Origin of the sequence: Microbacterium aurantiacum (genome assembly GCF_031625015.1) — a bacterium.
Classification (GTDB): Bacteria; Actinomycetota; Actinomycetes; order Actinomycetales; family Microbacteriaceae; genus Microbacterium; species Microbacterium aurantiacum.
In genome coordinates this window covers 1,462,268-1,486,850 of the sequence record NZ_JAHWXH010000001.1, presented here as the reverse complement: position 1 = coordinate 1,486,850, position 24,583 = coordinate 1,462,268, and the positions used below count along the sequence as shown (strand labels likewise).

The following is a 24,583-nucleotide window of genomic DNA, read 5'->3' as shown; positions in this document are numbered from 1 at the left end:
CGTGTGCCCATGGACATCTCAGACGTCACCTGGAACGAGCCCGCTCGCAAGAAGATCCTCGACGACGCCGATCGCGTCCTGCAGGAGGCCGTTCAGGCCGTCGCCGAGAAGCCCGGGCTGTCGTCGGACGATGCTTTCGCCGAGCTGAACGGCCTGCTGAAGGATCGCTTCATCGATTACGAGCCCGGCCCGGACATCCGCAAATACGCCGACGCGATCGCCGACGGCGAGTTCTCCGACTCGGAACCCACGTCGTGAGCGACGCGGTCGCCCCCGTCACGCCGATCCGCCATCGCGTGGTGGTGATCGGCGGCGGCAACGGCGGCGTGTCCGTCGCCGCGCGTCTGCGACGACGCGGGGTGACCGACATCGCGATCGTCGAGCCGCGCGGGGCCCACCACTACAAGCCCCTGTTCTCCCATGTCGCCGGCGGCACCGCGCGCGCCAGCGAGACGGTGCGGTCGCAGCGCTCCGTCATTCCTCCGGGCGTCCGCTGGATCCGGGATGCCGTCGCCGAGGTCCACCCCGAGGACCACGCCGTGAGCCTCAGCGACGGCACGCGCGTGGAGTACGACCAGCTCATCGTCTCCCCCGGCATCCAGCTGGACTGGGATCGCATCCCCGGTCTCACCGCCGCCCTCGACACCCCCGCGGTGTCGTCGCACTACCGCTTCGACCTCGCGAAGAAGACCTCCCGTCTCCTGCGCGACGTCACCTCCGGCACGGTGGTCTTCGTCCAGCCCGATGGACCCGCGTCGTGCGCCGGCGCCGGCCAGAAGCCGATGTACCAGGCCTGCGATTACTGGCGCGCCCGCGGTGTGCTCGACGCCATCCGCGTGGTCCTCGTCGTGCCGACGCGCTCGGTCTTCCTCGCCCCCTTCGACGCCGAGCTCGAGCGCAAGATCGCCGAGTACGGCATCGAGCTGCGCACCTCGACCACGCTCGCCGCGGTCGACGGCGAAACGCAGACGGTGACCCTCGAGGGCCCCGGTGGTCGCGAGGAGCTCGCCTTCGACGTCCTCAACGTCGAGCCTCCGCAGTCCGCTCCCGACTGGCTGAAAGCCTCCGCGCTGCCGGCGGAGGGCGACGACGGCGGCTTCGTCGAGGTCGACCCCGAGACGCTCCGGCATCCGCGCTTCCCCGACATCTGGGCGATCGGCGACGCAGCGGCGAGCTCGAACTCCAAGTGCGGCGGCGCCCTGCGCAAGCAGACCTGGGCGGTCGCGGAGAACGTCGCCGCCGTCCTCGCGGGCCGTCAGGCATCCGCTCGCTACGACGGCTACGGCGTGTGCCCGTTCACGGTGTCGCGATCGAGTGTCGTGTGGGCGGAGTTCGACGACCACGGTGCGCAGAAGCCCACGATCCCGTTCTTCCGCGGGATGTACCGCGAGAGCCGGCTGTCATGGATCGCCGACCGGCACATCCTCCCCTGGGTCTACTGGAACCTGATCCTCACGGGCCGCGTCTGATCGCGCGAGCGCGCGCGCCGTCCTCCGCGAACCGCGGTCAGCCCGCGAACGCGTGCACGGGAGCGCCCCGCACGCCCGCGCGAATCGTGAGGACGCGACCGGCGAACGGTTCCTCGCCGTCGTCAATCCCCTGGCGGGAGGTCGTGACGAACAGCGTGTCACCGCCGTCGCCGCCGAAGGCACAGGAAGTCGGGTTCGTCACGGGCACCGGCACGACCCGATCGAGGCGCCCGCGCACGTCGTAACGGTGAACGGCGCCTCCGCCCCACAGAGCCACCCACAACCCACCCTCGGCATCCAGCGCCATACCGTCCGGCGCGCCGGACTCCTCGTCGATGCGGACGAAGACGCGGGACGCCCCGAACCTGCCGTTACTGGGGTCGTAGTCGTAGGCGCGGACCTCGCCGGCGAGCGTGTCGGCGTGCAGCGCGGTGCGACCGGCATCCGTCCACACCAGACCGTTCGGAATCGAGACGCCCTCGAGCGCGACGTGGACGCTGAGGTCGGGGTCGAGCCGGTACAGCCGCCCGCCGCCCTCCCGCGCGTCGTAGGCCATGGATCCGCAGAACAGGCGCCCCGTAGCGTCGCACGCGCCCTCGTTCATCCGCACCCCGGGGTCATCGAACACGGGAATCTCATGTTCAACACGGAGGTGGTCGTCGATCAGGGCGAATCCGCGCTCCACCGCGACGATGAAACCGCCCTGCCGACGGCGCCGGATGAGGGCGAGGACGTCGGAGACAGGCGTCCGGACCACGGATGCCGCGCGCTCCGCGTCCGCGATCGTGATGAGGTCGCCGGCGAGCATGTCGACGTGTCGGAGCGTCTCGGTCGCCCCATCCCAGAACGCCCCCTCGCCGTGGAAGACGGCGTCGTCGCCGATCCACCGCCCGTCCTGCTGTTCGGACTCAGAGCCACCCAACGTCGACCACCCCGGAGCGTTCGTTCGGAGCCGAGGTCGTTCCCGGCCGGGCTCCACACCCTACGCGAGCGGCCGACGCCGACGGTGCACCGACTGCGGAGTCAGGTAGGCCGAGAGTCCCTCGATGCCGTACTCGAGCCCGAGCCCGGAGTCGTGTCGGCCGCCGAACGGCGCGTGATGGTTCGAGGCGAAGAAGTTGATGCCGATCGACCCGGTGTCCACGCGCCGCGCGACCCGCAGCGCGGCCTCCTCGTCGGCGCCGAACACGATGCCGCCGAGCCCGAACCGCGTGCTGTTGGCGACCGCGACCGCGTCGTCGACGTCGCCGGCGCGCAGGATCGTCACGACCGGTCCGAAGATCTCCTCCTGCGCGATGCGCATGTCGGGTCGCACGTCCGCGAACACCGTCGGCGCGACGAACGAGCCGCCCGGCAACGGCGGCGCAACGTCGCCGCCGACCGTGACGCGCGCACCCTCGGCGACGCCCGCGCGGATGAGCGACCGCACGCCGTCGCGCTGCGCGGCGGTCGCGACCGGGCCGAACACCGTCGCGGGGTCGAGCGGATCGCCGAGCACCGCCCCGCCCACGACCCCGGTCACCATCTCGACGAGGTCGTCGTAGCGCTCGGGCGTCGCGATGAGGCGCGTCGAGATGTAACAGGTCTGGCCCGTGTTGCGGATGCAGCTGCGCAGCAGCACCGCCGACATCGCGTCGAGGTCGGCATCCGGCAGCACGATCGCCGCCGACTTGCCGCCGAGCTCGAGCGTGACCGGGCGCAGCAGCTCGCCGCACGCGGCGGCGATCTTCCGGCCCACGGGCGTCGACCCGGTGAAGGCCACCTTGTCGACGTCGGGATGCCGCACGAGCGCGTCGCCGGTCGCGGCACCCCCGGTCACGAGATTGATCACGCCGGGCGGGATGCCGGCCTCGTCGGCGGCTTCCAGCAGGAAGCGCACCGACAGCGGCGTGGGCGACGCGGGCTTGATCACCACAGCGCACCCGGCGAGAAGCGCGGGCGCGAGCTTGATCACGACGAGGTTGATCGGAAAGTTCCATGGTGCGATGAGCGCGCACACTCCGATCGGGTCACGCGCCACGAGGGTCTCGTTGGCCCCGCCGGGGAAGGGTCGGATGTCGGGTTCTTCGAGGAACCCGGCCATCCCCGCGAACACCCGCAAAATGGATGCCGCATTCCCGGCCGCACCGGAGGTCTCGGCGATCGGCGAGCCGTTCTCGAGCGTGTTGGTGAGCGCGAGGGGCTCGGCCCGGCGCTCGATCGCGTCCGCCATGCGCCGAAGCGCGTCGGCGCGGGCGGTCGGCGCGAGCGCCGCCCACGCAGGAAAGGCCGCGCGTGCGGCGCGGACGGCGGAATCCACTTCGTCGGCGGTCGCCTCGGGCACCGACCCCCACTGCTCCCCTGTCGCCGGATCGATCACGGGTGAAGCGGGGCCGGTCGACGTGACCTCGTCTCTGCCGATCCGAAGGGTGCGGACGTCGGTGTACGGGACGTCGGCCGCCGCGGCGCGGTGCCGTTCCCGCATCGCGCCGACGGCGCCTTCGACATCCACCACCGTGCTCACGACAGCTGCTCCGTCTTGAGCAGCACCTCGGAGCGCGCGAGCTCGGCCTCGGCCATCTGCACGGCGGCCTCGGTGAGGAGCTCCGGCACGATCTCCGAGCGGAGGCGCCGGCAGTACTCCGCCGGGGTCAGGCCGAACCAGCCCGACGCGAGCGCGATGCCCGCGGGGGTGAACCGCCACAGGCGATCCGCATCGCGGACGAGGCTGTCTTCGAGCGAATGCGACTCGGGTCGGGTGTCGTGCCCGTCGATGATGTCGGTCACGCGCGTCACGAACCCCTCGTCGTAGCCGAGGGGAGGAAGCACCTCGCGCGCGATGTCGCACCCGTGTCGCTCGTGCTCGTACCGCACGTCGGCCTTCCGCCAGTCGCCGGTGAATCCCTCGCTCAGGATGCGCGACTCGTCGACCCGGGCCCACCCGGTGTCGTGCAGGAGGATCGCGACGCGGACGACGAGGGCGTCGGCATCCGGGTACGCGTCGCACAGCCGCTCGGCGAACGCGAACGAGATCGGCAGATGGATGTCGTTCGCGCGCGTGCGGGACTCCGCGACGATCGCGCGCCAGATGGGATCGAGGTCGCGGTCCCGCTCGTCGGCGTGGATCGGCGAGATGTCGACGGGATGCGTGGTCTGGACGGTCATGGTCTCACCTCAGGATGCGAGCGCCACGGGGGCGTCGACGACGGATTGCTTGAGCGGCACGCCGGTGTCGACGGCGGCGAGCGGGGGGATGGTCTTGCCCTTGGCGAGCGCCTGTTTGATCGCGAGGAACTCGGCGGGCTGGTTGACGCAGTCGGCGGCGATCAGACGCCCGTCGCGGTAGTACAGGACGGCGAACTTCTCGGCATCCGGATCCCCACGGACCACGACGTCGTCGTAGCCCGTGGAGAGGCCGGCGATCTGCAGCTTGAGGTCGGCCTGATCGGACCAGAACCACGGCACGCTCACATACGCGGCATCGCGTCCGAGCAGGGTGGCCGCGGCGACCTTCGCCTGCTCGAGCGCGTTGTTGACACTTTCGATGCGGACCATGCCGCCGACCCCGGCGGGGTACGGGTTCGGCATGATCGCGCAGTCGCCGGCCGCGACGGTGCGCCCGTCCGAGGTGCGGCACGCCTCGTCGACGACGACGCCGCCGGCGACCTCGAGTCCGAGCTGCACCGCGAGCTCGACGCGCGGAAGCACCCCGATCCCGATCACGACGAGGTCGGCGGGGATCACACGTCCGTCCTCGAGTTCGACCCCGGTGACCGAACCACGGCGACCTGCGGCGGAGGCGTCCTCCCCGAGGATGCGCGCGAGTCGCGCGCCGAGGAGCACCTCGGTCCCGCGGCGGCGGTGGGCGGCGAGGTAGAAGTCGCTCGTCGGCTCGGCGACGGCACGACCGATTAGTCGACCGGTCCCCTCGACGATCGTCACGTGCTTGCCGAGCTGACGGGCGGCCGATGCCGCCTCGAGCCCGATGAAGCCCCCGCCGATCACGACGACGCGCTCGGCACCGGGCTCGGCGAGCGCCGGGCCGAGCGCGATCGCGTCATCCGCGTCCCGCAGGTAGTGCACGCCCCGGTAATCGGTGCCCGGAAGGGCGAGGCGCCGCACGGCGGCACCGGTCGTGAGGGCCAGGCGGGTGAACGCGATCTGCCGGCCGCCGAGCGTCTGGGCGATCCCGGTGCCGTTCGACTCCCGATGGATCGTGACGACCCGGTCCCCCGCGATCAGCGCGATCTCGCGGTCGGCGAACCACTGCCGGGTGCGCAGGACGACGTCGTCAGGCTCGAGCTCGCCCTTGAGCCAGCCCTTCGACAGCGGCGGGCGCTGGTACGGGCGGTGAGCCTCCTCACCGATCATGATGATCGGGTCGGTGTCGCCGAGATCGCGCAGCGTGGCGGCGAGCTGCACGCCCGCCTGGCACGCGCCGACGATGAGCGTGGTCTCCATCAGAGCTGCCCGCTCGGAGTCGTGACGTGGTACTCGCACCCGTCGGCGAGCGTGACCTGGCACGACAGCCGCGAGTTGTCGCGGCGATCCACCGCGGTGCCGTCGAGCATCTCGTCCTCCAGATCGCCGGGGCCTCCGACGAGGTCCAGGGTCTCGGGCGCGACGAAGACGTGGCACGTGGCGCACGACAGGCTCCCGCCGCATTCGCCGACGATGCCGGGGACGCCGTTGCGCACCGCCGTCTCCATGACGGAGTCACCGGGGCGCCCCTCGATCGTCGTGACGCTGCCGTCGTCGGCGGTGTAGACGACTGTGCTCATTGCTGCTCCTTGGAAGGTCTAGATGAACTGCCGGCCGCCGTCGACGACGAGCGTCTGTCCCGTGACGAACGCGGCGTCGGGGCCGGCGAGGAAGAGGACCGCGCCGACGATGTCGTCGGGCTGGATCGGCCGCTTGATCGCCCCACGCTCGATGCCGTAGGAGCCGGCATCCTCGATGAGCGCGTGGCTCGCCTCGGTGAGCGTGAAGCCCGGGGCCACCGCGTTGACGGTGATCCCCCGCGCGCCCAGCTCTTTCGCGAGCACGCGGGTGAGGCCGATGACGCCGGCCTTCGAGGCGACGTAGTGGGCCCACTGGGCGGACCCGCTCATGACCGTGGCGGAGGACACGTTCACGATGCGGCCGTCCTCGTTGAGGTGCGGCGAGCACGCCCGCGCGACCTGCCACGGACCCTTGAGGTTCACGGCCATCACCCGGTCCCACTCGCCCTCGTCGATGTCTTCGAAAGCCGACCGGGTGAGGGTCGCATAGATCGCCGCGTTGTTGACGACGACGTCGATCCCTCCGGGACCGGATGCCGCGGCCAGGGCCGCGAGCGAGGCCGACGAGTCGGCATCCGTCACGTCCACGCGCGTCCCGACGACCGCGAGTCCGTCGGCGGAGAGCTCGGCGGCCGCGCGCTCCGCGCCGGCTCCGTCGATGTCGGCGATCACCACGACATCGCCTCGGCGCGCGAAGGCCTCGGCGAACGCGCGGCCAAGCCCTCCCGCCGCGCCCGTGACGATCACGGTGCGCGGCGCCGTGCGCGCAGGCGCGCCGCCCGGCGATGTCGTGGTATCGGTCATCGTCGCGCCTCAGTCCAGGACGGTGACGGTGCCGGAATTGCCGTCGACGCGCAGCATCTGCCCGGTGCGGATCTCGGTCGACGCGGTTCCGGTGCCCGTGACCGCCGGCATCCCGTATTCGCGACAGACGATCGCGGCGTGGCTCATCATGCCGCCGATATCGGTGACGGTCGCCCGGATCTTGCCGAAGATCGGTCCCCAGCTGGGCGCCGTCACGGGAGCGACGAGGATCTCGCCGTCCTGCACGTCGGAGAGCTGATCGGCGCTGGAGATCACGCGGGCGAGGCCCTCGGCGATGCCGGGAGATGCCGCCATGCCCTTGAGGGTCCCCTCGGGCACGTCGCCCTTGCCGAGCCAGTTCTGGATCTGGTCGTCGGTGATGCCCCAGAGCATGAGGGTGAAGGGCTCGGTGATCACGGCGGGCGGGGTGTTCAGTGCCGGCTGCGGACGGGCGGTCGACAGCGCGTCCACGATCCCGCGGCGGCGCTCGACCTCGTCGGGCCAGTAGTCCGGTCCGATCGCAGGTGCGCCGACCATCCACGCGTTCACGTAGTCGAACAGCGCCTCGCGCACCTCGTCGCGACGGAGGTAGAACATGTCGTTCGCCCGCGGCCAGAAGCCCTGCGCGTGCAGCACGGCCGACAGCTGCCGGGCCTTCCGCCAGAACACGCCCATCGTCCAATGCTCGATGTGGAAGTTGTGGTTCTCGACGTACGGGTAGACCGTGCGGGCCAAGCCCAGCTTGCCGCGGAACGTGTCGAGCGCGTCGCCGTCCAGCAGCTCGGCGTACTCGCCTGTGATGCGGTCGCGCTCGGCGACGAGCTCGTCGACGTGCCGGTCGATGTCGGCGCCGTTCTGCAGTCGCTCGATGTAGCCCTTGATGAACGCGAGCGGGGTCTCGGGAACATCGCGCCAGTACTCGTCGTGCGCGTAGAAGCCGTTGCCGGTCGTGAAGTTGAACCACGGATCCTGCGCGCCCTGCCACGCTTGCGTCCAGGCGCCGCCGGCGGGGTCGGCGGCGATCGCGGCGAGCAGGACGGCCGCATCCGATGTGTCTGCGAAGTGGGACACGAGTCCGTCGCGCACCGCGATCTTCGCGAGGTTCTTCAGCTCGTCGTCGGGGCGGAACAGCTCCATGTCGACGCCCTGCACCATCGTCGCGATCGCCTGGTCGGGGATGCGCGGGAAGACCTGCTTGCAGAACATGAACAGGTCGAGGTAGGCCACGTACCCGAGGTTCAGGAACTCGAAGTGGTACTGCCACGCGCGGTAGGCCAGCGCGATGAGGCGGTCATAGTCGGCGAGGAGCTCGGTCGCGGGGCCGGTGCCCTTCCCCGCGAGCACGTCCTCGAGGGCGATCGCGTCGGGGAGCGCCGTGAACTCGATCGACTCGAGCTCGTCGATCGTGGCCTTGAGCTTGGTGTGCCAGTTCGCCAGCAGGCTCTCCCAGTTCTGGAAGTAGTGGCCGGCGCGCTCCATGAACTGCGGCACACGGGCCTCGATGTCCGCGGGGTCGACCGCGACCGGGGACATGAAGACGTAGCCGTTGTGGATGCGGTACTCGATGCCGTTCGCCGTCGGGATGAGGAGCTGACGCGAGTTGTACTGACCGAGACATCCGACGGCGAACTCGAAGCCGATCGTCTCGAAGGGCTTGGTCACGGTGGGCCAGTGCTGGCTGTCGCAGAACCAGAACTTCGCCTCCTCGGCCTCGCGCCGGTTCTCCTGGAAGACGAGGTTGTAGGCGTAGAGATCCCTCCATCCCTCGGCGCCGGCCGGGGCCGGCTGCTCATACGGGCTCGGGAAGGCGTTCTTCGCGGGGGCGATGACAGCGGTCGCCTGTGACATGTCGGGTCCTTTCAGCGTGCGTTCGGGTGTGTGCTCGGGGAGGTTTCGGGTGGGAAGAGGAGGGCGTCGAAACGGACGACGCGACGTCAGCGGCCGATCTGGGCCATGAGCGACTGGGTGATGCTGGCGATACCGAACCCGGAGGTCGTCGGTGCCGTCTCGCTCGTCTTCGACGCCCAGACCGTTTCGGGCCGCGACTGCAGGAGGAGCAGGTTCTCGCCCTCGGGGAGGCCCCGGTCGATCGCCCATTCGATGTCCTGCGGCGAGCCGAAGTGCTTCTCCGCACGCTTGGCCATCGCCGCGACCGCCGTCACCTCGGCGTCGGTCAGGCATCGCATCGTGCGACGCTCGGGCTCGACCTCACGCTCGCGGATGCCGCGGGCATCGGCATCCGGAACCAGCTCGACGTGCTTGTCGCCGATGTGCTCGGCCGACACCGTCAGCATGACCTTGTCGACGTGCAGGTTGTCGGGGGTCACCAGCCCCGACACGACGAGCTCTCCCAAGCCCCAGGCCGCATCGATCACGATCGTGGAGCGATCGCCGTTCGAGGGGTCCACGGTCATCGCGACACCGGCGGCCTTGGCGTCGACCATCTTCTGCACGGCGACGGCCATCGACAGTCCCTCGTTCGGGATGCCGGCGCGCAGCCGGTAGACGATGGCGCGGGAGGTGTACAGCGATGCCCAGCAGCGGCGGACGTGCTCGGCGACGTCGTCGCGGCCGGTGAGCCAGAGGTAGGTGTCCTGCTGCCCGGCGAAACTCGCATCGGGCAGATCCTCGGCGGTCGCTGACGAACGCACGGCGACCGGCGTCTCGCTCGCGAAGCGCGACTGCAGCGCGGCGTACGCCTCGGAGAACTCGTCGTGGATCTCCTGCGGGACGGGTCGCTTCAGGATCTCTTCTCGGATCTGCGCCGACACCCGGTCGATGGACGCGACGTCATCGGGGTCGATCGACCCGAGGAGGGCGTGGATGTCATCGGCGATCCCGGAGTGCTCGATGAAGGCGGTGTAGGCGTCGGTCGTGATCGCGAAACCGGGAGGGACCGGCATCCCCGCAGTGGTGAGCGCGACGAGCGAGGCGCACTTGCCGCCGAGGAGCTCGATCGGCGCGGGACCGGTCTCCTCGAAGAATCGGATGAACAGGCGGGCAGAGGGCGTGGCGTCGGACATCTCAGGCCTCCCAGGTGACGGGGACGGAAGTGGGTGCGCGGAAGGAGAGGTTTTCGCCGAAGGCGATCGGCTCGCCGGTCAGGCGCAGGCTCGGCACGGCCGCCGCGGTCTCCTCCAGGACGATGCGGTCTTGGAGCTTGGCAAGCATGTTGCCGAGGCAGTAGTGGATGCCGTAGCCGAACGACATGTGGTTGCGCGCGTCGGTGCGGGCGATGTCGAACACCTCGGGGTGCGCGAACACCTCCTCGTCGCGGTTGGCCGACCCCATCACGAGCAGGATGCCGGCGCCCTCGGGGATCTTCACTCCCCCGATCTCGGCATCGCGGAGGGCCTTGCGGCGCCACGCCACGATCGAGCCGCTGTAGCGGAGCACCTCGTCGATCGCCGACGGGATGCGGGACGGATCGGCGACGATCGCCTCCCACGCCTCGCGATGCGACAGGAGGACGCGGATCGAGTTCGCGATCAGTGTCGTCGTGGTCTCGTGGCCCGCGAACAGAAGGCTGTAGCAGAGCGAGGCGATCTCGTGATCGGTGATCTCTGCGCCCGCGCCCTGCGCTTCGACGAGATCGGCGATGAGGCTGTCGCCGCCGCGCTGGTGGGCCTCGACGACGAGGCGCTGGCACTCCTGCCAGTACTCGACGAGGTTGTGCGCGTGCGGAACCTGCTGCTCGTCGCTGAGGTCGCCCCACGTCATCGCTCCGCGCGAGTCCGACCACCGCTTGTAGGTCGGCACCATCGCCGGGTCGACACCGAGCAGCGTGAGGATCGTGATCGTGGGGATGTCGAAGGCGATGTCATGAAGGACGTCACCCTGCCGATCCGGGCTCTCGAGCATGCGCTGCAGCGCGGCGCGCGTGTTCTCGCGGATCGTCGGCTCGAGAGCCTTGAAGCGCCGCGGCGTGAAGGCGCGCTGGGCGATCGCGCGGATGCGGGTGTGGTCCGGGGGGATGCGTGCCGAGAGACCGGAGTACGCCGTGAACCCGCCCTCCTTCATGATGCGGGTCGCCTCGGCGCCGCGTTCGCGGACGGGCGCCTGCGCGTTCTCACTCGAGAACGTCTCCCAGTCGTCGAAGACCGCGCGGACATCGGCCCAGCGCGTCACGACCCAGTAGCCGATGCGCTCGTCGTACATCACGGGCTCCTCGCTGCGGAGGCGCTCGTAGGCGGGGAACGGATCGGTCATGTCGAACGGCTCGTACCCGTGGTGCGCGGAGTCGCCGGTGCCGGCACCCGTGAAGGCGGTGTGGTCCACCGGGCAGGCAGCTGCGGCGGCGGCATCCTGAGTGTCTGCATCATGCAGATCGGTGGGTTGGGCCACCATGACGACTCCTTCGTTGTCCGGGCTGGGGCGCCACGTCGGACGCGGCAGTGACATTCAACGTCCGCGGGTGTCGGGCGCGATAGCGTCCTTCCGCTGAGCGGAAGCGACTTCCGCGGAGCGCGACGAGCGGGACGGCACGAGAGTCCGGAGCGGGAACGGCCCGACACTGTTCTGGATGCGATGGGCGATACCCCGGAGCGCCGGGAGATGCCGCTCGAGACCGGCGGCGGTCTCAGCGGAGGTCACGAGCCCGAGCGCGGCCCCGATGCTGCCGTCGTACTGGAAGACGGGCACCGCGATCGATGCGGACCCGAGCCGCACCTCATCGACGGTCAGCGCGTAGCCGCGCGCTCGGATGACATCCAGCTCGATCCGGAGCGCATCCGGGTCGACGTGGGTCTTCGGCGTCCGGCTCTCCAGCGGCTGCGCGAGGACGGCCTCGCGCACCCATGATTCCTCGTGCGCGAGGAGCACCTTCCCGACCGCCGTCGCGTGCAACGGCAGACGCCCACCCACCCGCGAGGCCTGCGGCACACGCCGAGTGCCGTAGACCCGGTCGATGTAGAGCGCATCGGTGTGCTCGCGCACGGCGATGTGCACGGTCTCCTGCGTCAGGCTGTACAGGTCCTGCAGGAGAGGTCGGGCGATGTCGCGGACCTGCCGGCCCGCGTGCTGGCCCAGCTCCCACAGGCGCAGGCCGATCTGGTAGCGCCCGTTGTCATCGCGCTGCAGCGCGCCCCACGCCTCGAGTTCGGCGAGGAGGCGATGGGTCGTGCTCAGCGGAATCCCGGTCTCCTCGCTGATCTCCGTCAGGCTTCGGGGCGCGAGGCTCTTCTCGAACACCGCCAGGATCGCCAGAGTCCTGCCTGCCACCGTTTCTCCCGGAGTGCTCACTCCGCCGGCCATGACGCCTCCTCCGCCGGAAGCCGCGTCGCTTCCGATGAGTGGAAGCGTAGTTGTCTTACGCGGCGAGCGCCTGCGAGGGTGTCGCCATGAGCTCGCCGACCTCGACACGCCTGGGCCGCGACATCCGCGCGCACATCCCTCCGGCATCCGACGTACCCGGCGTCGTCGCACTGCGCGACGCGGACGCCGAGGTCTGGGCGCTCGCAGCGCCGCACCTCGCTGTCCGCAACAACGACAGCCACACCCTTTACGCGTACGGGATCGCACGGGCGCTGCTTCCGCTCGTCCCGGATGCCGAACCCGAGGTGGTGCTGCCGGCGATCCTCCTGCACGACACCGGGTGGTCGACGGTGCCGGACGCGCTGATTCTCGAAGCGATCGCCCCCGGCGGCGGCCGGCCGGACCTCGTACGTCAGCACGAGGTCGAGGGAGCGCGGATCGCGACGGAGGTCCTGACCGCGCTCGGGCGAGACTCCGACATCATCGGGAGCGTGGTCGCGATCATCGACGGGCACGATTCCCGACTCACTGCGGAGAGCGCGTCGGACGCCGTGGTGAAAGACGCCGACAAACTGTGGCGGGTCACTCCGCACGGGAACCGGATCGTCAGCGACTGGTTCGGGCTCACCCCCGACGAAGCGATGCGGCTGACGACCGCCCGCGTCCACGACGCGCTCTTCACCGAGCCTGCGCGCGCGATGGCCCGCGTCCTCTCCGCGATCGCCTCGATCGACCTGATCCCCGAACGTCGAGGGCTGGACTGACGCGGACTCGATGACCGGTCAGGCGCGCCGCCGGTCTACAGTTCCGCGTATGCGAGAGACGTCGCTCGAGACCGGGGAGGTGGACCTCGGGCTCGTGCTCGCCCCGCTCGCGATGCTCCCGGGCGATCCCACGGCCCGTCTCGCCTCGGGCCGCTTCGTGCGGTCGACCCTCACCCCGGAGGGTCCGGGAACGATCGCCGTGGCATGACCTCGCCTTCTTCATCGTCCAGCAGCGCGTGACCCGCGAGAGCGCGGCGCAGTCGTGGCGGCAGCTCGTGTCTTCGCTCGGGACGCCCGTTCCGGGGAGCGCCCTGCCCGCACCACCGGAACCCGACGCCCTCGCCCGCCTCCCCTACGACGCGCTCCACCGGTTCGGTCTCGAGCGGCGTCGCGCCGAGGTGCTCATCGCGACGGCGCGGACGATGTCCCGGCTGTCCGCGGAGGCCCTCGCGGATCGTGCGCGGGTCGAGGGGGCGCTCGGGGCGGTGCGCGGGATCGGCCCGTGGACCCTCAGCTGCCTCGCCACCGCCACGTGGGGCGACGCCGACACCGTCATCACGGCGGACTCCGGCATCCCCTCGATGGTCTCGTGGATGCTGGCACGCGAATCGCGCGGCGACGACGCCCGCATGCTCGCGCTCCTGGAGCCGTACCGGCCGCACCGCTACCGCGTGATCCGCCTGGCTTTCGCGAGCGGATCCCGCCCGCCGCGGCAGGCACCCCGCGCCCCCGATCAGCCCATCCGCGACCGCTGAGCGCCGGCACGCGAGACGAAGGGGTGGACTCGGCATCCCGGCAGGAGGATGCTGATCTCCGACACTCGCCCGCTCGAAGGAGGAGTCATGTTCACCACCGACCGCGCGTTCGCGGGGTTCTCCGTCGATGACATCGAGGCGGCGCGTCACTTCTACGGCGACGTGCTCGGCCTCGACGTCTCGGACAACGTCATGGGCTTTCTCGAGCTCCATCTGGACTCGGGTGCCGACATGCTCGTGTACGCCAAGCCGAACCACACACCCGCGAGCTACACGATCCTGAACTTTCCGGTCCGCGACATCGACGCCGCCGTCGACGACCTCAACGCGCGAGGAGTCGTCACGAAGATCTACGGCGACGACGAGTTCCCCTCGGACAGCCGCGGGATCGTCCGGGCCACGGACCGCGGACCCGACATCGCGTGGTTCCGCGACCCGGCCGGCAACGTCCTCGCCGTCTACGAGGACGACGAGCTCGAGGACGACGACCGGGAGGACTGAGCGCGGTTCCGGCTCAGATCGCGGGCGTGCGGACTGCCGAGAACGTGGTGTGGCGACGCAGAACGAAGCCGAGCCGCTCGTAGACGGCGATCGCGCCCGTATTCGACGCGGCCGCGTGGAGGAGCGCGCGGTCGCCGCGCTGACGGATGTGGAACGCCACGTCGAGCACGAGACGGGACGCGAGCCCCTGCCCGCGGTACTCGGGATCCGTCGCGACGGCGCTGATCTCGGTCCACCCCTCGGGGTGCAGGCGCTCGCCGGCCATCGCGATCAGCGTCCCCTCCCGACGGATGCCGATGTAGCGGCCGAGCTCGTGCGTGCGCGGGCGGAAGGGTCCGGGCTGGTTGCGCTCGACGAGGGCGAGCATCTCGGGGACATCATCCGCTCCGAGCTCGATCGCCTCCTCGAAGGGCCGCGTCGCCAGAACGTCCGTCTCCACCATCTGCACGCCCGCGCCGTGACCGAGGATCTCCCACCCCGGGGGCGGCGGGTCGTCGGTGCCGGACAGGCCGACCTCGGCATCCGGTCCGACGAGTTCTGCCAGCGCGTCCCACACGCGTGGGTCGTCCCAGCTCCGCACCGCGACGAAGGGTGCCACCTCAGGCGGATAGCGGCGGACGAGATCGTCGCCGATCGCGAACGGGGCGTGCGGGCCGGTCAACGCGTGCCAGCTCGGGTTGTCGAGGAGGTCGACATCCCGGTGCGTCAGGGAGATGGTGCTCATGCGTGGTCCTTCGCGGGTCGTGGTCCCGCGAGCACAACCCGGCGGTGACGCACGATGTTCCCGCCGCCACGACGGTGAAGGCGGGAACGTGCACCGGGTCGACGTGACCCCTCAGGCGCAGACGCGGACGCGGCGAGCCTCGAACTCCACGACGTCGCCGAGCTGCAACTGCCGGCCCCGGCGACGATCGATCTCACCGTTGACGGTGACGTAACCGTCGATGATCGCCTCTTTCACGTCGCCGCCCGAGTCGAGCAGGCCCGCGAACTTGAGGAACTGACCGAGGCGGATGCCGTCTCCGCCGATCGAGACGTCGGTGATCGGTGTCGGGGTCGTCATGCGGGAATGCTAACCGGTCACGCGCCGCGGATGAGGTCGGCGCACTTCTCGCCGATCATCATCACGGTGATGTTGGGGTTCACCGTCGTGATCTCCGGCATCACCGAGGCGTCGGCGACCCGGAGGCCGGTCACGCCCTTCACCCGCAGCTGCGGATCGACCGGCGACATCGCGTCGTCGATCGCGCCCATTCGCGCCGTCCCCACCGGGTGGTAGACGGTGTTGTGCGTGCGTCGGATATAGTCGGCGAGCTGCTCGTCGGTGACGGCATCCGCTCCCGGAGCGAGCTCGCGCTCGACCCACTCCGCCATCGCCGGCTGGGCGACGATCTCGCGCGCCTTTCGGATACCGGCGATCATGACGCGCATATCGTGTCCGTCGGGGTCGGTGAAGTACCGCGGGTCGACCACCGGCTTGTCGCGGTAGTCGCGCGAACGCAGCCGCACCGTCCCGCGCGACCGGGCGTGGGTGACGTTCGGCGTGAGGCAGAACACCTCCTCCGCGGTCGGGTATCCCGCACGGTAGGTGTGCATGTCGAACGGGACCGAGCCGTAGTGCATCATCAGGTCGGGGCGATCGAGGCCCTCCTCGGTCGGGGTGAAGACACCGATCTCCCACCACTGCACCGACTCGCGCGGCATCGGCTTCTTCGCCTCCCACTGCACGACCCCCTCGGGGTGGTCCTGCAGGTTCGCGCCGACGCCGGGCGCGTCCACCCGCACCTCGATGCCGTGCTCTTCGAGATGCTCGCGCGGGCCGATGCCCGAGAGCATCAGGAGCTGCGGGGTGTTGATCGCCCCGGCCGAGACGATAACCTCACGCGTGGCGGCGATACGGTTCGGGCGGCCGAAGGCGTTGTCGACGTATTGCACGCCGACGCAGCGGTCGCCGTCGAATTCCAGCTCCCGCACGTGCGCATCAGTGAGGATCGTGAGGTTCTCCCGATCGAGGATCGGGTGCAGGTACGACACCGACGACGACGCGCGCGTGCCGTCGGGCTGACGGTTCACCTGGAAGACCCCGGCCCCGTTGACCACTGTCTCCCCGGTGTTGAACCGGACGTTCGGGATGCCCGCCTGCTCGCACGCGGCGAGGAGGGCCGCACCCGACGGGTCGGTCGAGGGGGCGGTCATCAGGTGCACCGGTCCGTCGTGGCCGTGGTGGTCGCCGTCGTCCTCGTTGGTCTCGAGGCGCTGGAAGAGGGGGAAGGTGCTGTCGGCGTCCCAGCCCTCGGCGCCGTGCTTCTGCGCCCACTCGTCGAGGTCCTCGCGCGGCGCCCAGAACGCGATGCACGAGTTGTGCGACGAGCATCCGCCCAGCACCTTGGCGCGGGCGTGACGCATGAAGGAGTTGCCGTTCTCCTGCGGCTCGACGGGGTAGTCCCAGTCGTAGCCGGACTCGAGCAGCTCCATCCACCGCGAGAGCGTGAGGACGACATCCGTGTCGACATCCGTCGGACCGGCCTCGAGCAGTCCGACCGTCACGGTCGGGTCTTCGCTCAGGCGGGCCGCGACGGCGGCGCCGGCAGAGCCGCCGCCGACGACGACGTAATCGAAGGTGTGCGTGGTCTCCATGACGGGATCCTTTCGTCAGCGGTTCGCGAACCAGCCGGTGACGGCCGGACGGAGGTTCTGGTAGATGTGCTTGGCTTCCTGGTACTCGGCGAGGCCCGTGGGGCCGAGCTCGCGTCCGAAGCCGGACTGCTTGAATCCGCCCCACTCCGCCTGCGGCAGGTAGGGGTGGTAGTCGTTGATCCAGATCGTGCCGTGGCGGAGGCGCCCGGCGATGCGCTGCACCCGGCCGGCATCCTGCGACCAGACAGCACCGGCGAGACCGTAGACGGTGTCGTTCGCCGTCGCGACGGCCTCGTCCTCGGTCTCGAAGGTCTCCACCGTCACGACCGGGCCGAAGGCCTCGTCGCGGACGACCGACATCCCCCGCGTGACCCGGTCGAGGACCGTGGGGAGGTAGTAGAAGCCGTCGGCGAGGTCGCCGTCGCCCCAGCGACCACCGCACCGCACGCGCGCGCCCTCCTCGACGCCCTTCTCGACGTAGGCGGTCACCTTGTCGCGGTGCGCAGCCGAGATGAGCGGACCGGTCTCCGCCGCGTCGTCGAACGGTCCGCCGAGACGGATGCCCTCGGCGCGCCGGACGAGTTCGTCGACGAAGCGCTCGGCGATGGATGCCTCGACGATGAGTCGCGCTCCCGCCGAGCACACCTGCCCCGAATGCACGAACGCGGCATTCAGCGCGTTGTCGACGGCTGCGTCGAAGTCGGCATCCGCGAAGATGACGTTCGGATTCTTGCCGCCGAGCTCCAGAGCGACCTTCTTCACGGTGGCCGCGGCGTTCGCGGCGATGATCCGGCCCGTCACGAGCCCTCCGGTGAAGGAGACCATGTCGACGTCGTCGTGGGTGGAGAGCGGTCCGCCCGCCGACGCGCCGGAGCCGAGGATGAGGTTCGCGACGCCGCGCGGCAGGCCGGCGTCCTCCAGCACCCGCATCATGAGGATGGCGGTGTGCGGGGTCAACTCCGCGGGCTTGAGCACGATGGAGTTTCCGGCGGCGAGCGACGGCGCGATCTTCCATGCCGCCTGCAGGAGCGGGTAGTTCCACGGCGTGATGAGGGCGCAGACACCGACCGGTTCGTAGACGACGCGGCTCAGCACGTCGGCGGAGCCGGCGTCGACGACACGGCCCGCCTCGTTCCCCGCCAGGCGCCCGTAGTACTCGAAGCACGCGGCGATGTCGTCCATGTCGATGCGCGACTCGACGATGCGCTTGCCGGTGTCACGCGACTCGGCCTCGGCGAACTCCTCTTTGCGCTCGCGAAGCGTTTCAGCCACGCGGAGCAGGAACGCACCGCGCTCGGGCATGGGCGTGTCCGCCCACTCCCCGCGGTCGAAGGCGGCGCGGGCCGCGGCGATCGCGCGAACGGTGTCCGTCTCGTCCGCCTCGTCGACCACCGCGACGAGGGTCCCGTCGGCCGGGCAATGGATCTCGCGGGTTCCGCCGGCTGCGGCGGACACCCAGCGTCCGTCGATGAACAGTGTTTCGGGCATGGGGGGCTCCTTCTGCTCGGGCTTGCTCTGACTGCTGTGTGGGGCGTTGAACAGGCGGGTCAGCTCTGGTGGGTGGGGAAGTCGGACTGCCAGTCCGGGACGGGGGCGTCCTCGACGATGGAGGCGTCCTGGCCGTCGGGGGCGACGCGCAGGAATTCCATGTGGGATTCGTAGTGCGCGACGGCGTCGGCGATCAGCTGCTCGGTGGTGTAGCCGTAGACGTCGTAGCCGCGGGAACCGGTCGCGGTGAACACCTCGAGCCGGTAGTAGAGATCGCTCCGACGGGGCGCGCGGCGCGCGTAGGTCGGCAGCTCTTCGACGACCGGGTAGACCTGGTAGACGAAGTCGGCGTGGTCAGGGAAACGGGCGGACAGCACGACCGTCGGCAGGTCGGCATCGGGGACATCGGAGCGCACGCACGACACGTCCACACCGACCGCGGCGAGTTCGGTCTCGACGTCCCGGAGCGCCGGTTCCACCGTCTTCTCGAGGTACTGCAGGGCCTTGTCACGATCGGGGAACTCTGCCACACGACGCAGGCGTCGCCGCCACGGCGTCTCGACCGTCGCGATCCGCGCGGTCACCGTCGCCCGGAACCCCTCCGCCTGATGCTGCTCGGTCCGCAGCGCCCGGAAGAGCGAGATCATCACGAGGTACAGCACGATCGAGAACGGCACACCGACGATGAGCGTCGCGTTCTGCAGGGTCGGGATGCCGCCGATGAGCAGCATCGACATCGTCAGCACGCCCGTGACGACCGCCCAGTAGACCCGCATCCGGCTGCCGCCGTCTTCGCGCGGATCCTCGATGATCGAGGTGAAGTTCGCCAGCACGAGCGCGCCGGAGTCTGCGGAGGTGACGTAGAACAGCAGGCCCGTCAGCGTGGCCAGCGCGATCACCAGCGGAGCCGCCGGGTAGGCCGCGAGCAGGTCGTAGAAGCCCTGCTCGGGCGAGGCGAGCGCCGTCTGTCCGAAGGCATCGTCGCCGCCGACGATCAGCTCGAGCGCGGAGTTTCCGAGCACGGAGATGAACACCGCGATGAAGACGAACGGGACGACGAGGACGCCGGTGATGAATTGACGGAGCGTGCGCCCTCGCGAGATCCGCGCCAGGAACAGGCCGACGAACGGCGCCCACGCGATCCACCACGCCCAGAAGAACAGGGTCCACGCGCTCATCCAGCTGTCCGGCTGCACCCACGCGAAGGTGTTCATCACCATGCTCGGGAACGTGGAGACGAAGTCGCCGACGTTCATCACGATGCCGTCGAGGAGCCGCCGGGTGTTCCCGGTGATCGCGAGGAAGAACAGCAGGAGGATCGCCAGGATCACGTTCAGCTCCGACAGCCGTCGGATGCCCTTCTCGACACCGGAGACAGTGGAGATCGTCGCCATGACGACGGCAAGGACGATGAGTCCGACCTGCGCCGCCACCCCCTGCGGGATGCCGAAGAGGAGGTAGAGGCCGTAGTTGAGCTGCACCACGCCGATACCGAGCGAGGTCGCGATGCCGAACACCGTGCCGAGGACGGCGGCGATGTCGACCGTGTGACCCGCCCACCCGCGCAGACGGTTGCCGAGGATCGGCGTCAACAGCGAACGGATGCTGAGCGGCAGGTTGCGGCGGTAGGCGAAGTACGCGAAGGCGCCGCCCATGAGGGCGTACATCGCCCAGCCGACGGGCCCGTAGTGGAACAGCGTCCAGACGACCGCCTGCCGCGCGGCCTCGATGTTCTCAGAGGCGCCGGTGGGCGGTTCGTAGTACTGCGCGACCGGCTCGGCGACGGAGAAGAAGAGGAGGTCGATGCCGATGCCCGCGGCGAAGAGCATCGACATCCAGGTGAACAGCCGGAACTGCGGCTTCGAGTGGTCCGGTCCGAGCTTCGTCTTCCCCATGGGGGACAGCGCGAGATAGATCACGAAACCGAGGACGAGCGTGGCCGTGAGGATGTAGTACCAGCCGAGGTTGGTGGCCACCCACCCGACGGCCGAGCCGATGACGCCCCCGGCCTGATCCGGAAGGATGATCGCCCACACCGCGATGCCGACGATGAGCACGGAGGACCCGATCAGGACGGGCCAGTTCGGTCTGACGGTCGATGCGCTGCGCGCGGTCATCTGCTCGGTCATGGTTCCTCCCCGGGCGAGGTCGTTGAGGCCGTGTTCGACAGCTCACTATGGCGCGCTGCGGTCGAAAGCGGAGGGTGTTGACGGATCGCACGCGTCTGTGAAAAGGGGCAGCCACACCGTCGGAAACTCCCCTCAGCCGTCTCCCCCGGGAGGGGCCCCATCGATCGAGACGCGCGCCAGTGGATCGCCGAGACGGAAGTCCGCGCCGGCGCTGAGCCACAGGACGGGGAACGAATCAGCGTTTGTCACAATGACGATCGTCACCGGATCGAGCTCTGCAGCGACGACCGCCGCGCGGTCGACCGTCCCCAGCGTGTCGCCGGCCGAGACGGTATCGCCCTGCCGGATCATCGGGGAGAAGTGCAGACCGCCCAGTGTGACGGTGTCGATTCCAATGTGGACAAGGACCTCGACGCCTTCGGGTGAGGTCACCCCAAAGGCGTGCCCCGTGCTCGCCACCGCCGTTACCGTCCCGTCGAGCGGCGACCGGATGAGATCCTTCCCGGGGGAGATGGCCACGCTCGGCCCGAGACCTGACGACGCGAAGACCGGGTCGGAGAGAGACGACAGCGGGACGGTGGCACCCTCGACGGGGGCCACGACCTCGACGATCCGCGGCGCCGACGACGCAGCCGCAGGGCCCGTCCCCTCGAGTGGCTTCTCGAGAGGTCGACCGCGCGCGATCCTCCATCGTGCCCACGCGAATGTGCCCGCGAAGGAGAGGACCGCGGCGATCAGCACGCAGATCAGGAAGGAGGTGATCGAGCGCGGCGAGATGGAGAGGAAACCGAGGATGCCCGCCGCACCGAGGGTGACCGCGGTCACGTCCAACAGGGCAACGAATCCCCCGGCGATCGCCGTTGCCGCCGCGGCGACGACGAAGGGGAACCGGAGTCGCAGATTCACGCCGAAGATCGCCGGCTCTGCGATCCCGAGCGCGGCGGGTGCGCTGGACCCCACGGCCAGAGCGCGCAGGCGCGAGCCCCGGCTCGCGGCCACGGCCACGGCCAGACACGCCCCGGCCTGGGCGACGTTCGCCGCCGCGGCGATGGGGAAGATGAACGAGCCGCCGTCCGCCATCAGCCCGAGCTCGACGGGGACCAATCCCTGATGAAGACCCGAGGCGACCAGCGGTGAGTACACGCCACCGAAGAGCATCCCCCCGACCGCCCCGGTGCTCTCGTAGAGCCATTGGACCCCGTGGGCGAGCGCGTCTCCCACGAAGCGCATCAGGGGACCGACGACGAGGAAGGCGAGCATGCCGGAGAGGAGGAGGACGAGCATCGGGGTGAAGAGGAAGGCTGCCGCACCCCGGATCTTCCGGCGGAGAAGGCGTTCGATGATCGCCAGCAACGAGGCGATCGCGATGATGGGGACGACGGTGCCGAGGTAGTCGATGCCGAGGACATCCATGCCCCAGATCTGCCAGCTCCCCGCATCGTCGACGCGCACGCCGGAGGAGGCGTCGGCTCGCTCGATGAGGGGTGCCGCGACGAGCGCCGCCCCGATCGCCGCCCCGAGATATGGGCTCCCACCGAAGCGCCCCGCGGCCGAGAAGCCGAGGAGGACGGGAAGGAGAGCGAAGACGGCCGCCCCCAGGAGCCCGGCGAGCGCCGCGAATCCGGTGAGCCAAGGCGCCATCTGAACGAGGGAGTTCTCGGAGAACACGCCAGGGCTGGCGAGGAGGTTGTTCAGCGCGGTGAGGAGGCCACCGGCCACGAAGACAGGCAGGAGCGGCGTGAAGATGTCGACCAGGATGCGGATGCCGCGCACCAGTGGGTTGCCTCGGCGTCGGGAGACCTGGGAGCGGGAGACCTGTGATCGTGCGGAGGCGACCTGCTCCACGAGCTCGTCATATACGCGCTGTGCACGGCCCGGCCCGAGCACGATCTGCAACTGGTCACCGGCGGCAGCGACCGCGACGACGTGCGGGACGCTCTCAAGGGCCCGACGATCGACCTCAGCCTCGTCGACGGTGACGACGCGGACACGTGTCGCGCAGACGCTCAGGTGCTCGACGTTGCGCGCGCCCCCGAGTGCTGACAGCAGATCGTACGATGTCTCGGATATGGCGGCGCTCTCGTGTCCGGATCGGTGGCGACCAGCATACCCACGGGCAAGAGAATGGGGTCCTCCCGGCGAACCGGGAAGACCCCACCCTCATCTCGCTCCGGTTACGGGAGCGGTCGCGGATCCGCACCCGCGGGAATCGAGTGTGCGTAGTTCGTGGGGATGTCCGCCCATTCCCCGAGCCCGTTCACTCCGTAATTCCGGTCGACGGTGACGCTGTCTCCGTCGATGTCGACGCGCACCGTGGGGGCGAGCGTTCCGCCCCGGACGAAGTCGTCGCTCGTACCGATCGTGTCGATGAACGACTGCACCAGGCCGTCGGGCATCACGTAGTGCGAGTACGCCTGGAACTGACCGGGGTGCTGATCGACGTTCGGCGCGAACGGCGTGCCCGCCGGGTAGTTCAGGTTGGAGGGGCTCGCCAGCGCGAGACCCGAACCGCGGTTGACCGGCTGGAAGTCGCTGCGGATACCGTCGCCGACGAACCCGTACACACCTTCCGGACCGTCGATTCCTGCCGCGTAGGTGCCGCGGTGCGTGATCGTGAAGAGGTAGTACTTCCCGTCCTTAATGAAGATCTGCGGACGCTCGGTCTGATCGTTGACGCAGTTCGCCGACAGGATGGGCGGAAGGAACGTCCATTCGGTGAGGGCGGCGTTGTCGGCGACGGCGAGGCCGACGTTGGCGATCTGGAAGTGCGCTCCGGCATCCATCACCTCGTCGGGCGTCTCCGCGTGCGGGTCACCTTCGGCGTAGCCCAGGTCCTCCTCCGTGCAGATGCGCTCGCCCCGGACGGCGGCCGTGTTGCCCTCGAACACCATGTAGGTCTTGCCCGGGTGAGCGGGATCCTCGAACGTGAACGGGTCGCGGAAGTTGAAGAACGGGTTCTGCGCGCCGTCCTGGTAGTAGGTGCCGTCTGCCTGGAGCATGTCGTGCTGATCACGGAATCCTGTCATCCAGACACCGTTCTCGTCGGCGAAGATCCGTCCCTCGCTCTGGACGATGCGCGGGTCGTACGGCTTCCGATCCGTGCCGTCGGCGTTGCGGTAGAAGGCCACGCCCGTGTAGAAGATGCGCAGCTTGTTGCCGTCGAAGATGCGCGTCGAGCCCGACCATTCCGTCTGGTGGCTGAACGACTGGTCCTCGAAGATGGCACCCGACGCACCGTCCGGGAAGACGAGCCCGCCGTAGGTCCATCCTCCGTCCGCGGGGCGATCGGCGACATCGCTCTTGCGGAAGAAGTAACCGAGTCGCGCAGAGGTGTGACGGTCATCGAAGCCGAGGCTGCGGTCGGCCACGAGGGAGAACACGACGTCCCAGCCCTTGAAACTCGGCTGGTCGGCGTTCTCGTCCGTCAGCGTCCAGCTATCCCAAACCCAGACTTCCTCATTGCTCATGTCGGGGAAGTCCTGGGGAACAGTCGGCATCGTGAACTCCTCCGGAAGGGAGTTCGCGCGTGGAGCCGCATCCTTGTCGGACATGGCGGCGATCTGACGGGCGTCGGCCCGCGTCCACTTCGCGGTGAAGTCGGCGGCCGGGTCGTAGGCCTCCTGTGTGTGGACGGTCGGCGCGGGGAAGCCGGGGACGGCATCCTCGGTGTCGACGGCGTGAGCAGGCACGCTCGTGAGGAGCGCGGCGGCCGTCCCGAGCGCGGCCAGGACGGCGAGCGCCCGCGTGTGACGGCGGGGTGGGGTTGTGGTGGTCACGTCTGTCTGCTTTCGATACGAGGCGAAGACGTGGCCCGATTCTCTCGGGGTCAGGCTACGTCGACGCACGCCATGTGTCAACCGATTGGCATAATTTGCGTTTGCTGAGAGTTCTGTGCAACGCTGACCCCCGAGCGGGTCGTCATCGTCCGCTCCGTGGTCCTCCTCTCTCACTGGGCAGCTTCGCCCGCATCTCACCTCCGTCGCGGCGGGAGATCGGCGGCATGCCCGCGGGTCTCCACCTGTG

At 69.6% G+C, this 24,583-nt stretch carries 23 protein-coding genes and 1 pseudogene; 6 read left to right on the top strand and 18 right to left on the bottom strand.

The window, feature by feature from the left end:
* Positions 1-9: 9 nt before the first annotated feature.
* Together KZC50_RS06895 and KZC50_RS06890 are read left to right on the top strand one after the other, a co-directional pair.
* A complete protein-coding gene (locus tag KZC50_RS06895; RefSeq protein ID WP_053548979.1) occupies positions 10-258 on the top strand; it encodes a hypothetical protein in 249 nt (82 codons plus the stop codon).
* The gene (locus KZC50_RS06890) at positions 255-1,469 is read left to right on the top strand and encodes an NAD(P)/FAD-dependent oxidoreductase (RefSeq protein ID WP_310891143.1); all 1,215 of its coding nucleotides are present in this window, start codon (positions 255-257) and stop codon (positions 1,467-1,469) included. The genes KZC50_RS06895 and KZC50_RS06890 overlap by 4 nt, the downstream gene beginning before the upstream one ends.
* A 37-nt stretch (positions 1,470-1,506) precedes the next feature.
* Here the strand turns inward: KZC50_RS06890 and KZC50_RS06885 are convergent, their stop codons facing one another.
* The 10 genes from KZC50_RS06885 to KZC50_RS06840 all read right to left on the bottom strand — a co-directional run bounded on the left by KZC50_RS06885 (position 1,507) and on the right by KZC50_RS06840 (position 12,286).
* Positions 1,507-2,391: an SMP-30/gluconolactonase/LRE family protein gene (locus tag KZC50_RS06885; protein ID WP_310891142.1), complete on the bottom strand. Its 885-nt coding sequence runs from the start codon at positions 2,389-2,391 to the stop codon at positions 1,507-1,509.
* Positions 2,392-2,451: 60 nt separating this feature from the next.
* Positions 2,452-3,972, bottom strand: a complete 1,521-nt coding sequence (locus KZC50_RS06880) for an aldehyde dehydrogenase family protein (protein WP_310891141.1) — start codon at positions 3,970-3,972, stop codon at positions 2,452-2,454.
* Positions 3,969-4,613: an HD domain-containing protein gene (locus KZC50_RS06875; protein ID WP_310891140.1), complete on the bottom strand. Its 645-nt coding sequence runs from the start codon at positions 4,611-4,613 to the stop codon at positions 3,969-3,971. The genes KZC50_RS06880 and KZC50_RS06875 overlap by 4 nt, the downstream gene beginning before the upstream one ends.
* A 9-nt stretch (positions 4,614-4,622) precedes the next feature.
* A complete protein-coding gene (locus KZC50_RS06870) occupies positions 4,623-5,909 on the bottom strand; it encodes an NAD(P)/FAD-dependent oxidoreductase (protein ID WP_310891139.1) in 1,287 nt (428 codons plus the stop codon).
* Complete coding sequence (locus KZC50_RS06865; protein ID WP_310891138.1) at positions 5,909-6,229, bottom strand: 2Fe-2S iron-sulfur cluster-binding protein; 321 nt, start codon at positions 6,227-6,229, stop codon at positions 5,909-5,911. The genes KZC50_RS06870 and KZC50_RS06865 overlap by 1 nt, the downstream gene beginning before the upstream one ends.
* A gap of 18 nt (positions 6,230-6,247) precedes the next feature.
* The gene (locus tag KZC50_RS06860; protein ID WP_310891137.1) at positions 6,248-7,033 is read right to left on the bottom strand and encodes an SDR family NAD(P)-dependent oxidoreductase; all 786 of its coding nucleotides are present in this window, start codon (positions 7,031-7,033) and stop codon (positions 6,248-6,250) included.
* A gap of 9 nt (positions 7,034-7,042) precedes the next feature.
* Complete coding sequence (locus tag KZC50_RS06855; RefSeq protein WP_310891136.1) at positions 7,043-8,881, bottom strand: PEP-utilizing enzyme; 1,839 nt, start codon at positions 8,879-8,881, stop codon at positions 7,043-7,045.
* Between the two features lie 86 nt (positions 8,882-8,967).
* On the bottom strand, positions 8,968-10,056 hold the full coding sequence (locus tag KZC50_RS06850; RefSeq protein ID WP_310891135.1) for a PEP/pyruvate-binding domain-containing protein: 1,089 nt from the start codon (positions 10,054-10,056) through the stop codon (positions 8,968-8,970).
* A gap of 1 nt (position 10,057) precedes the next feature.
* On the bottom strand, positions 10,058-11,380 hold the full coding sequence (locus KZC50_RS06845) for a cytochrome P450 (protein WP_310891134.1): 1,323 nt from the start codon (positions 11,378-11,380) through the stop codon (positions 10,058-10,060).
* Between the two features lie 54 nt (positions 11,381-11,434).
* Positions 11,435-12,286, bottom strand: a complete 852-nt coding sequence (locus KZC50_RS06840; protein ID WP_236967285.1) for an IclR family transcriptional regulator — start codon at positions 12,284-12,286, stop codon at positions 11,435-11,437.
* An 86-nt stretch (positions 12,287-12,372) separates the two neighbouring features.
* Here KZC50_RS06840 and KZC50_RS06835 point away from each other — a divergent pair, with 86 nt between their 5' ends.
* The 4 genes from KZC50_RS06835 (at position 12,373) to KZC50_RS06820 (ending at position 14,306) form a co-directional block, all read left to right on the top strand.
* Positions 12,373-13,050 (top strand): HD domain-containing protein, encoded by a 678-nt coding sequence (locus KZC50_RS06835; protein ID WP_310891133.1) that lies wholly within the window; start codon positions 12,373-12,375, stop codon positions 13,048-13,050.
* Positions 13,051-13,099: 49 nt separating this feature from the next.
* Positions 13,100-13,258 carry a hypothetical protein gene (locus KZC50_RS06830; protein ID WP_310891132.1) on the top strand — a complete coding sequence of 53 codons (159 nt, stop codon included), beginning with the start codon at positions 13,100-13,102 and terminating at the stop codon, positions 13,256-13,258.
* Between the two features lie 13 nt (positions 13,259-13,271).
* Positions 13,272-13,805, top strand: a complete 534-nt coding sequence (locus tag KZC50_RS06825; RefSeq protein WP_310891545.1) for a DNA-3-methyladenine glycosylase family protein — start codon at positions 13,272-13,274, stop codon at positions 13,803-13,805.
* Between the two features lie 87 nt (positions 13,806-13,892).
* Positions 13,893-14,306, top strand: coding sequence for a VOC family protein (locus tag KZC50_RS06820; protein WP_310891131.1), 414 nt, complete (start codon positions 13,893-13,895; stop codon positions 14,304-14,306).
* 13 nt (positions 14,307-14,319) lie between these two features.
* On the opposite strand, the gene KZC50_RS06815 is transcribed toward KZC50_RS06820, so the two are convergent.
* The 8 genes and pseudogenes from KZC50_RS06815 to KZC50_RS06785 all read right to left on the bottom strand — a co-directional run bounded on the left by KZC50_RS06815 (position 14,320) and on the right by KZC50_RS06785 (position 24,336).
* Positions 14,320-15,030: a GNAT family N-acetyltransferase gene (locus tag KZC50_RS06815; RefSeq protein ID WP_310891130.1), complete on the bottom strand. Its 711-nt coding sequence runs from the start codon at positions 15,028-15,030 to the stop codon at positions 14,320-14,322.
* Between the two features lie 111 nt (positions 15,031-15,141).
* Positions 15,142-15,369: an RNA-binding S4 domain-containing protein gene (locus KZC50_RS06810; protein ID WP_236967280.1), complete on the bottom strand. Its 228-nt coding sequence runs from the start codon at positions 15,367-15,369 to the stop codon at positions 15,142-15,144.
* Positions 15,370-15,386: 17 nt separating this feature from the next.
* Entirely contained in the window at positions 15,387-16,943 is a 1,557-nt protein-coding gene (locus KZC50_RS06805) for a GMC family oxidoreductase (RefSeq protein WP_310891129.1), read from the bottom strand.
* Between the two features lie 15 nt (positions 16,944-16,958).
* Positions 16,959-18,431, bottom strand: a complete 1,473-nt coding sequence (locus tag KZC50_RS06800; protein ID WP_310891128.1) for an aldehyde dehydrogenase family protein — start codon at positions 18,429-18,431, stop codon at positions 16,959-16,961.
* A 59-nt stretch (positions 18,432-18,490) separates the two neighbouring features.
* Positions 18,491-20,560, bottom strand: coding sequence for a choline BCCT transporter BetT (betT, locus tag KZC50_RS06795; protein ID WP_310891126.1), 2,070 nt, complete (start codon positions 20,558-20,560; stop codon positions 18,491-18,493).
* 132 nt (positions 20,561-20,692) lie between these two features.
* Complete coding sequence (locus KZC50_RS06790) at positions 20,693-22,405, bottom strand: glucose PTS transporter subunit IIA (RefSeq protein WP_310891125.1); 1,713 nt, start codon at positions 22,403-22,405, stop codon at positions 20,693-20,695.
* Positions 22,406-22,525: 120 nt separating this feature from the next.
* Positions 22,526-22,606: pseudogene (locus KZC50_RS15675) on the bottom strand (PTS transporter subunit EIIB); the annotation flags it as partial.
* Positions 22,607-22,734: 128 nt separating this feature from the next.
* A complete protein-coding gene (locus KZC50_RS06785; protein ID WP_310891124.1) occupies positions 22,735-24,336 on the bottom strand; it encodes a glycoside hydrolase family 68 protein in 1,602 nt (533 codons plus the stop codon).
* Positions 24,337-24,583: the final 247 nt, after the last annotated feature.

What these genes read in the sequence shown, in the direction of transcription:
- KZC50_RS06845 (WP_310891134.1), bottom strand. Translation starts at nt 11,380, where the DNA reads ATGGTGGCCCAACCCACCGATCTGCATGATGCAGACACTCAGGATGCC.
- KZC50_RS06870 (WP_310891139.1), bottom strand. Translation starts at nt 5,909, where the DNA reads ATGGAGACCACGCTCATCGTCGGCGCGTGCCAGGCGGGCGTGCAGCTC.
- KZC50_RS06855 (WP_310891136.1), bottom strand. Translation starts at nt 8,881, where the DNA reads ATGTCACAGGCGACCGCTGTCATCGCCCCCGCGAAGAACGCCTTCCCG.
- KZC50_RS06810 (WP_236967280.1), bottom strand. Translation starts at nt 15,369, where the DNA reads ATGACGACCCCGACACCGATCACCGACGTCTCGATCGGCGGAGACGGC.
- betT (WP_310891126.1), bottom strand. Translation starts at nt 20,560, where the DNA reads ATGACCGAGCAGATGACCGCGCGCAGCGCATCGACCGTCAGACCGAAC.
- KZC50_RS06835 (WP_310891133.1), top strand. Translation starts at nt 12,373, where the DNA reads ATGAGCTCGCCGACCTCGACACGCCTGGGCCGCGACATCCGCGCGCAC.
- KZC50_RS06805 (WP_310891129.1), bottom strand. Translation starts at nt 16,943, where the DNA reads ATGGAGACCACGCACACCTTCGATTACGTCGTCGTCGGCGGCGGCTCT.
- KZC50_RS06850 (WP_310891135.1), bottom strand. Translation starts at nt 10,056, where the DNA reads ATGTCCGACGCCACGCCCTCTGCCCGCCTGTTCATCCGATTCTTCGAG.
- KZC50_RS06820 (WP_310891131.1), top strand. Translation starts at nt 13,893, where the DNA reads ATGTTCACCACCGACCGCGCGTTCGCGGGGTTCTCCGTCGATGACATC.
- KZC50_RS06865 (WP_310891138.1), bottom strand. Translation starts at nt 6,229, where the DNA reads ATGAGCACAGTCGTCTACACCGCCGACGACGGCAGCGTCACGACGATC.
- KZC50_RS06875 (WP_310891140.1), bottom strand. Translation starts at nt 4,613, where the DNA reads ATGACCGTCCAGACCACGCATCCCGTCGACATCTCGCCGATCCACGCC.
- KZC50_RS06800 (WP_310891128.1), bottom strand. Translation starts at nt 18,431, where the DNA reads ATGCCCGAAACACTGTTCATCGACGGACGCTGGGTGTCCGCCGCAGCC.
- KZC50_RS06840 (WP_236967285.1), bottom strand. Translation starts at nt 12,286, where the DNA reads ATGGCCGGCGGAGTGAGCACTCCGGGAGAAACGGTGGCAGGCAGGACT.
- KZC50_RS06830 (WP_310891132.1), top strand. Translation starts at nt 13,100, where the DNA reads ATGCGAGAGACGTCGCTCGAGACCGGGGAGGTGGACCTCGGGCTCGTG.
- KZC50_RS06815 (WP_310891130.1), bottom strand. Translation starts at nt 15,030, where the DNA reads ATGAGCACCATCTCCCTGACGCACCGGGATGTCGACCTCCTCGACAAC.
- KZC50_RS06895 (WP_053548979.1), top strand. Translation starts at nt 10, where the DNA reads ATGGACATCTCAGACGTCACCTGGAACGAGCCCGCTCGCAAGAAGATC.
- KZC50_RS06860 (WP_310891137.1), bottom strand. Translation starts at nt 7,033, where the DNA reads ATGACCGATACCACGACATCGCCGGGCGGCGCGCCTGCGCGCACGGCG.